The organism is Sphingopyxis sp., assembly GCF_035998905.1.
Taxonomy (GTDB): domain Bacteria; phylum Pseudomonadota; class Alphaproteobacteria; order Sphingomonadales; family Sphingomonadaceae; genus Sphingopyxis.
Genome location: NZ_DASYHG010000026.1, coordinates 41,983 through 48,579, shown reverse-complemented (window position 1 = coordinate 48,579; position 6,597 = coordinate 41,983). Strand labels below are relative to the sequence as shown.

Genomic DNA, 6,597 nt, shown 5'->3' with positions numbered 1-6,597 from the left:
CGGCGAGGCGCTGGCGAAGAACCAGGCGATCCAGTTCCCGCTCGTCGAGCTCGCGACGCAGGCCGAGATGCTCCGCCTGCTCATCCGCAAGACCGCGTGGGACATGGACAACACGGAGCACAAACAGGTCGAGCGCACCCTTTCCGACAAGGTCAGCATGTGCAACTACTGGGCGAACCGCCTCTGCTGCGAAGCCGCCGACCGCGCCATGCAGGTCCATGGCGGCATCGGATACTCGCGCCACAAACCGTTCGAGCACATCTATCGCCACCACCGCAGATACCGCATCACCGAAGGCGCCGAAGAAATACAAATCCGGAAAGTCGCTGCCTATCTGTTCGGATATCTGGGGCCAGGAAAAGATACGATCGGAAAGCTTTGACCGGGATGGACTCTCCTTGTCCGGTTGCGGCATGATCGGCGCAACGAACGGATGAGGAGAGAGCCATGGCCGAAGCCGACCGCGCGAAGGATGCGACGTCGTTCCGGGTGTTTCGCGGAGCCGACGCGCCCGACCTCAACGAAACCGACAAGATGACGCTCGCTGGACTGACGCCGATCGTCGAGGCGGGCATCGGCCGCTGGGTCGAAGCCGGCGTGGGCGAAGGCAATATCACGAAGGTGCTGTTCTCGCTCCCGCATATGAGCCTGACTTATGCCTGGTTCAAAAGCGGCTTCGCCCTGCCGCTGCACAGCCACAATGCCGACTGTCTCTATTATATCATCGCGGGCTCGTTGAAGCTCGGGACCGAGGAACTGGGCGCAGGCGACGGCTTCTTCGTCGGCAGCGACGTGCCTTACACGTACAAACCTGGCCCCGATGGCGTCGAGGTGCTCGAATTCCGGACGGTCGAAAGCTTCGACATGAAATTTCAGGGCCGGACCGAAGCCTATTGGGACAAGGTCGTTGCCGGGATGGATCCGCGCGGCCCAACTGGAATTCGGAAACCCCGCCTTCCGGGCGTGCCTAGCGCTTCCGCACAAATTCCGCGCGCAAGACCAGTCCCTTGATGCCGTCGTGGCGGCAGTCGATTTCCTGCGCGTCGCCGGTCAGGCGGATCGATTTGATCACCGTGCCGACCTTCAACGTCTGCCCCGCGCCTTTGACGGTCAGATCCTTGACCAGCACGACCGAGTCTCCGTCGGCCAGCAAATTGCCGACCGCATCACGCACCTCGGGACCGGCGGCTGCGGTGGCGTCGCGCGCGGCGATATCGCCGGCGGACATCCACTCGCCGCTTGCCTCGTCATAGACATAGTCTTCGTCGTCGCTGCTCATCTCTTATCCCGGTTTGCGAAAGCGCAGCGTGAACTGGTCCGTCTTGCCGCGAATCTTGTCGTCGAAGACATTGGCGCTACGCGGATCGGCGGGGCGGCGATAGAGGTCACTTTCGGCTTCGAGCTTGAAGCCCGCCTTTGTCAGCGTCGCGACCACCGCATCCTTGTCGATCCGGTGCAGGCTGTCGGACAAGGTCGTGCCGGTGCCTTTTGCGGCGCTATGGTCGACGACGACCAGCGTGCCGCCGGGCTTGAGCGCCGCGAACAGCGCCGCGCTCGCCTTGTCCCCGGTCCCTGCGGGGAAGGGCTTGAGGTACAGGCCGTGGAAATTCTGCACCGTGATGATCGTGTCGAGCGGTTCGGGAAAGGCGGGCGCCGCGAACGGCCCGGCGACGGCGTCGACATTGACATAGGCGGCGTCGACCGCGGCCTGATCGTCGCCATATTGTTTCTTGAACGCGATGAATTCGGCGGGCTGGAAACCATAGACCTTGCCCGACGGGCCGACCGCCGCGGCGAGCAGGCGGGTGACATAACCGCCGCCCATTACATAGTCGCCGACCTTCTGCCCGGGCTTGACCTGCGCGAAGGCGAGCAGTTCGGCGGGCTTGCGCGCCGCGTCGCGGGTCCGGTCGGCGGCGGGGCGTGCCGGATCGGCTAGCGCAGACTTGTGGCTGGGGGCGGCCGACTCTTTGGCGGCGAGCGGGATCGCCGAAACGGCGAGCATCAGGGCGAGGGTAAGCGGGCGGATCATGACAGCGACTCCCATGCTGTTGATCAGGTCATCATAGCGGTTTGCCGCGCGCCCCGCGCGCATATTTGCATCTCGCGATTTTGATGATAGGTTTCTTCGTGAAACTAAAAAATCTGGCCAAAAAGCTTGGGAGAGCGGACATGCATGATCTGGTGATTCGCGGCGGCACCGTCGTCGATGGTTCGGGCGGAGCGCCCTTTGTCGCCGATGTCGCGATCGATGGCGACCGCATCGTCGCGGTCGGCGAAAACCTCGGCGCGGCGCGCGAAGAGATCGACGCCGCCGGCAAGATCGTTACCCCCGGCTTCGTCGACGTCCACACCCATTATGACGGGCAGGCGACATGGGATGCCGAAATGGCGCCGTCGAGCTGGCACGGCGTCACCACCGTCGTGATGGGCAATTGCGGCGTCGGCTTCGCTCCCGCCAAGCCCGACCGCCACGACTGGCTGATTTCGCTGATGGAGGGTGTCGAGGATATTCCCGGCACCGCGCTCGCCGAAGGCATGTCGTGGGACTGGGAGACCTTCCCCGAATATATGGATGCGCTCGAACGGCTGCCGCGCACGGTCGATGTCGCGTGCCACGTCCCGCACGGCGCAGTGCGCGCCTATGTGCTCGGCGACCGTGAAAAGCCGGGCGCGATCCCGACCGACGAGGACATTGCCGAAATGTCGCGCATCGTCGAGGAAGGCGTTCGCGCGGGCGCACTCGGCTTCTCGACCAGCCGCACCGTGCTCCACAAGTCGATCGACGGCGAGCTCGTCCCCGGCACGACCGCGACCGCCGAGGAGTTGATCGCGATCGGCCGCGCGATGGGGCGTGTCGGTTATGGCGTGTTCGAGATGGCGAGCGACATGAAGCGCGAGTGGAACGAGTTCCAGTGGATGGGCGATTTGAGCCGCGAGACCGGATTGCCGGTGACCTTTGCGGCGCTGCAATCAATCGCCAAGGAATTGCCGCTCGAGGAACAAATCTCGGAAATGCGCAAACAAAATGCGACCGGCGCGAATATCGTTGCGCAGATCGCGCTGCGCGGCAACGGCGTGATCATGGCGTGGCAGGGGACGGTGCATCCGTTCCGCTTCAAGCCCGCGTGGAACGAGATCATCGACCTGCCGTGGGAGCAGCAGCTCGCGAAACTGAAAGACCCGGCGTTCAAGGCGCGGATGATCGAAGAGGAGAATATCTGGCCCGAAAGCGACATCATCGACTTCCTCAAGGTCGTCGCGCTCGGTTGGCCGGTGCAGTTCGAGATGGACCCCGATTTCAACTATGAGCCGAAGATGGACGAGAGCATCGCGGGCCGCGCCGCGGCGGCGGGCGTCTCGCCGGCCGAATATGCCTATGACCTCTTGATGAAGGACGACGGCAAGGGCTTCATCTATTTCCCGATTTTGAACTACCGCGACGGCAACCTCAATTTCCTCGAGGACCTGCAGGCATCGGACGACACGGTGAACAGCCTCTCGGACGGCGGCGCGCATTGCGGCACGATCTGCGACGCCGCCTCGCCGACCTTCATGCTCCAGCACTGGGTGCGCGACCGCAAAGGCCATCGCATCGCGCTTGAACATGCGGTGAAGCGCCAGTGCCGCGATACCGCGTTGCTCTATGGCCTCGAAGATCGCGGCGTGCTGGCGCCCGGTTATCTCGCCGATTTGAACGTGATCGACATGGACGCGATCAAGCTCGGCAAGCCCTGGCTCGCGTTCGACCTTCCCGCGGGCGGCAAGCGCCTGCTGCAAAAGGCCGACGGTTATGTCGCGACCGTGAAGTCCGGGGTCGTGACCTTCCGCGATGGCGCGATGCAGGGGCCTACCCCCGGCGGCGTCATCCGCGGCCCGCAGCGCGTCGAAATGGCGATGGCGGCGGAGTAATCCGCCGCCTCGGGCGTCACCGCCCCAGCAAATCCGAAGGCAATGTCGGTTCGCTGACGATCTTTGCCATGCGCCGCCACATTTCGTCGCGCGACGGTTTGCCGCGCTCGACATAAGCGCGGACCATCGTCTCGCCGAGGCCGTAGTTGATCACATAGCTGCGATACTGGTCGGTGAAGCTCACCGACTGTTCGGCGCGCTTGGCCGAGACGAGCAGATATTTCTGCGTCAGCGCGACCGCGGTCGGGCGGTCGATTTCGCCGTCGAGATATTGCTGCGCGATTGTCAGCCGCGCGCCCGACGCGCGTTTGATCGCGGCGAGCAGCTGCCAGTAGCGATTGTCGGACGGCACCGCGATCTCGGCAATCGGCATCAGTACATCGCGTTCGGTGTCGGCCTTGCTGCTTTCGGGGAAGGCGAGGTCGATGCCGTAGTTGGCGCTTCCCTCGGCGATCAGGCTTTGCGGGCTGTAGAGCGGATAGACGCTGAACTCGCTCCAGCCGCGCTCCTTCACCAGCTTTTCCTCGAGCTTCATGTTGAGGAGGTGATGACCGGGGTAGCCCTCGTGACAGCCGAGATCGAGCGCGCGCGACAGGCGGATTGGCAGGTCGGTGTTGACCTGGATCAGGCTGTGATAGCCGCCCTGGTAATAATTATAGCCGCTCCAGCTCTTGCCGGTGACAAATTCGAGCCGGAAGCTCTCGCCTTCGGGCATTGGGATATGCGCCATGCTGCGCCCGCGGCAACGCGCGATCGCCGCGTCGAAGGTCTTTTGCAACCGCTCCTTCGGGATGGTGAAGGCGTCGAGATAGGCCTCGACGCGATCCGGGAGGGCGCCGTTGCCGGGCACGAGCGCCTCGATCTTCGCGAGTTCGGGGTCGTAGCTTGCGAGCGGCTTCAGCCGCGGCCGCACGCCGAACAGCCTTTCGGCTTCGTCGGCGAAGGCGAAGCGCGTACCCTGCATCATCTGCAGCCGCGTTTCGGCGGCGCGAAGCTGGGCGCGCAGGAACGTCGCGCGGCGGCGTTCGAGCGGGTCGGGGATGCGCCGCGCCGCGAGGTCGATCTGTGCCATCAACTCGCGCGTTGCGGCGAGCAGCGCAGGCTTGTCGCGCGGTGCGGCTTCGGCGGCAGCTTTGAGTTCGGGCGGACCGTAATAGGCGTCGATATAGCCCGCCTCGTGCGTCCCGATTTCGAGCGTCAGGCGCAGATAGGCGGCCGCAATCTCGTCGAGCGCCTTGGTCGAGGCGGCGGTGCGGCGCACGTCGAGCGTCGCGACCCCGGGTTTCGGCGGCGTTTTTGTTTCGTTTGCGGCACAGCCCGACAGGGCGGCAAGCAGCGACAGGATGACGAATTTGCGCATCAGTCCGCCATAGCGCGCGTTTCGGAGGTGTCACGCACATCGCCGTCTGCGGCGATCTCGGCATCCGATTCGCTTTCGACTGCCCCATGTTCGGGATGCGGCGGCGCGAAGCGGAGCACCGCGAAGCCCGCCAGTGCTGCCGCGAGCGACCCCATCAGGATTCCTATCTTCGCCTCTTCGACCAGCAGCGCGTCGCCGGGGAAGGCAAGGCCGCCGATGAACAGGCTCATCGTGAAGCCGATGCCGCACAGCATCGCGACGCCATAGACCTGCAGCCAGGTCGCGCCGCGCAGCTTGCCCGCGATGCCGAGCTTGACCGACAGCCAGACGCTGCCGAAAATGCCGATCTGCTTGCCGAGGAACAGCCCCGCCGCGATGCCGAGCGGCAGCGGCGCAAAAAGCTGGTCGACCCCGATCCCGCGGATATCGACCCCGGCATTGGCGAAGCCGAACAGTGGCACGATGGCAAAGGCGACCCACGGGTGGAGGCCATGTTCGAGCCGGTGGAGCGGCGAGGTCGCGCTGTCGGGGGCGCCGGGGGTGTGCTCGAACGGGATCGCCATCGCGGCGAGCACCCCGGCGATCGTCGCGTGCACGCCCGACAGCAGCATTGCGTACCAGAGGAAAACGAACATCAGCAGGTAGAGCGGCAGGCTCCGCACGCGCATCCGGCCCATCGCGAACATGACGCCGAGGATGGCCGCGGCGGCGGCCAGGGCAACGAGGTTGATCTTCGCTGTGTAGAACAGCGCGATGATCGCGACCGCGCCCATGTCATCTACGATCGCGACAGTGACGAGGAAAAGCTTGAGCGAGGTCGGGGCGCGCTTGCCGAGCAACGCGAGCACCCCCATCGCAAAGGCGATGTCGGTCGCGGCGGGGATCGCCCAACCCTGCGCGAGGCCGGGCGTGCCGCCGGCAAAGCCCATATAGAGGACTGCGGGCACCGCCATCCCCGCCGCTGCGGCAATGAAGGGCAGCCGCCGCCGGTCCCAGCTCGCGAGCCGCCCGTCGACGAACTCGCGTTTGATCTCCAGCCCGACGAGCAGGAAGAAAATCGCCATCAACCCGTCGTTGATCCACAGGTGGACGGTCATCGGTCCGAGCTTGTCGGTCAGGACGGGGCCGGTTTCGGCGTGAATCGCGTCGTGATACAGCGTTCCGAGCGGCGAATTGGCGACAATCATCGCCAAAATGGCTGCGAAAATGAGCAGCATGCCGCCCGCACTTTCGCTTTCGAGAAAATCGCGCAACGCGGAGCGGGGCGGAAAATCGCGGCTCATGGGTGAAGTCATTCCTTGGTTCGTTCCGGGACGGCGAGGTTA

Annotated in this window: 7 protein-coding genes; 3 read left to right on the top strand and 4 right to left on the bottom strand. The window is 64.7% G+C overall.

Translation table 11 applies throughout. From position 1 onward, the window contains the following. Both VGN62_RS16120 and VGN62_RS16115 read left to right on the top strand, forming a co-directional pair. Positions 1–382, top strand: a 382-nt coding sequence (locus VGN62_RS16120; protein ID WP_327455719.1) for an acyl-CoA dehydrogenase family protein, incomplete at its 5' end; no start/stop codon positions are given. A gap of 65 nt (positions 383–447) precedes the next feature. After that, positions 448–1,011 carry a cupin domain-containing protein gene (locus VGN62_RS16115; RefSeq protein ID WP_327455717.1) on the top strand — a complete coding sequence of 188 codons (564 nt, stop codon included), beginning with the start codon at positions 448–450 and terminating at the stop codon, positions 1,009–1,011. Here VGN62_RS16115 and VGN62_RS16110 read toward each other — a convergent pair. Together VGN62_RS16110 and VGN62_RS16105 are read right to left on the bottom strand one after the other, a co-directional pair. Then, complete coding sequence (locus VGN62_RS16110) at positions 968–1,279, bottom strand: alkylphosphonate utilization protein (protein ID WP_327455715.1); 312 nt, start codon at positions 1,277–1,279, stop codon at positions 968–970. The genes VGN62_RS16115 and VGN62_RS16110 overlap by 44 nt on opposite strands. Before the next feature lie 3 nt (positions 1,280–1,282). After that, on the bottom strand, positions 1,283–2,032 hold the full coding sequence (locus VGN62_RS16105; RefSeq protein WP_327455713.1) for a methyltransferase: 750 nt from the start codon (positions 2,030–2,032) through the stop codon (positions 1,283–1,285). A gap of 140 nt (positions 2,033–2,172) precedes the next feature. Between VGN62_RS16105 and VGN62_RS16100 the strand changes: the two genes are divergently transcribed. Beyond that, entirely contained in the window at positions 2,173–3,912 is a 1,740-nt protein-coding gene (locus VGN62_RS16100; protein WP_327455711.1) for a D-aminoacylase, read from the top strand. A gap of 16 nt (positions 3,913–3,928) precedes the next feature. Here VGN62_RS16100 and VGN62_RS16095 read toward each other — a convergent pair whose 3' ends face one another. Both VGN62_RS16095 and nhaA read right to left on the bottom strand, forming a co-directional pair. Next, complete coding sequence (locus tag VGN62_RS16095; protein WP_327455709.1) at positions 3,929–5,272, bottom strand: hypothetical protein; 1,344 nt, start codon at positions 5,270–5,272, stop codon at positions 3,929–3,931. Continuing rightward, a complete protein-coding gene (gene nhaA, locus VGN62_RS16090) occupies positions 5,272–6,555 on the bottom strand; it encodes a Na+/H+ antiporter NhaA (RefSeq protein ID WP_327455707.1) in 1,284 nt (427 codons plus the stop codon). The genes VGN62_RS16095 and nhaA overlap by 1 nt, the downstream gene beginning before the upstream one ends. Between the last annotated feature and the right edge of the window lie 42 nt (positions 6,556–6,597).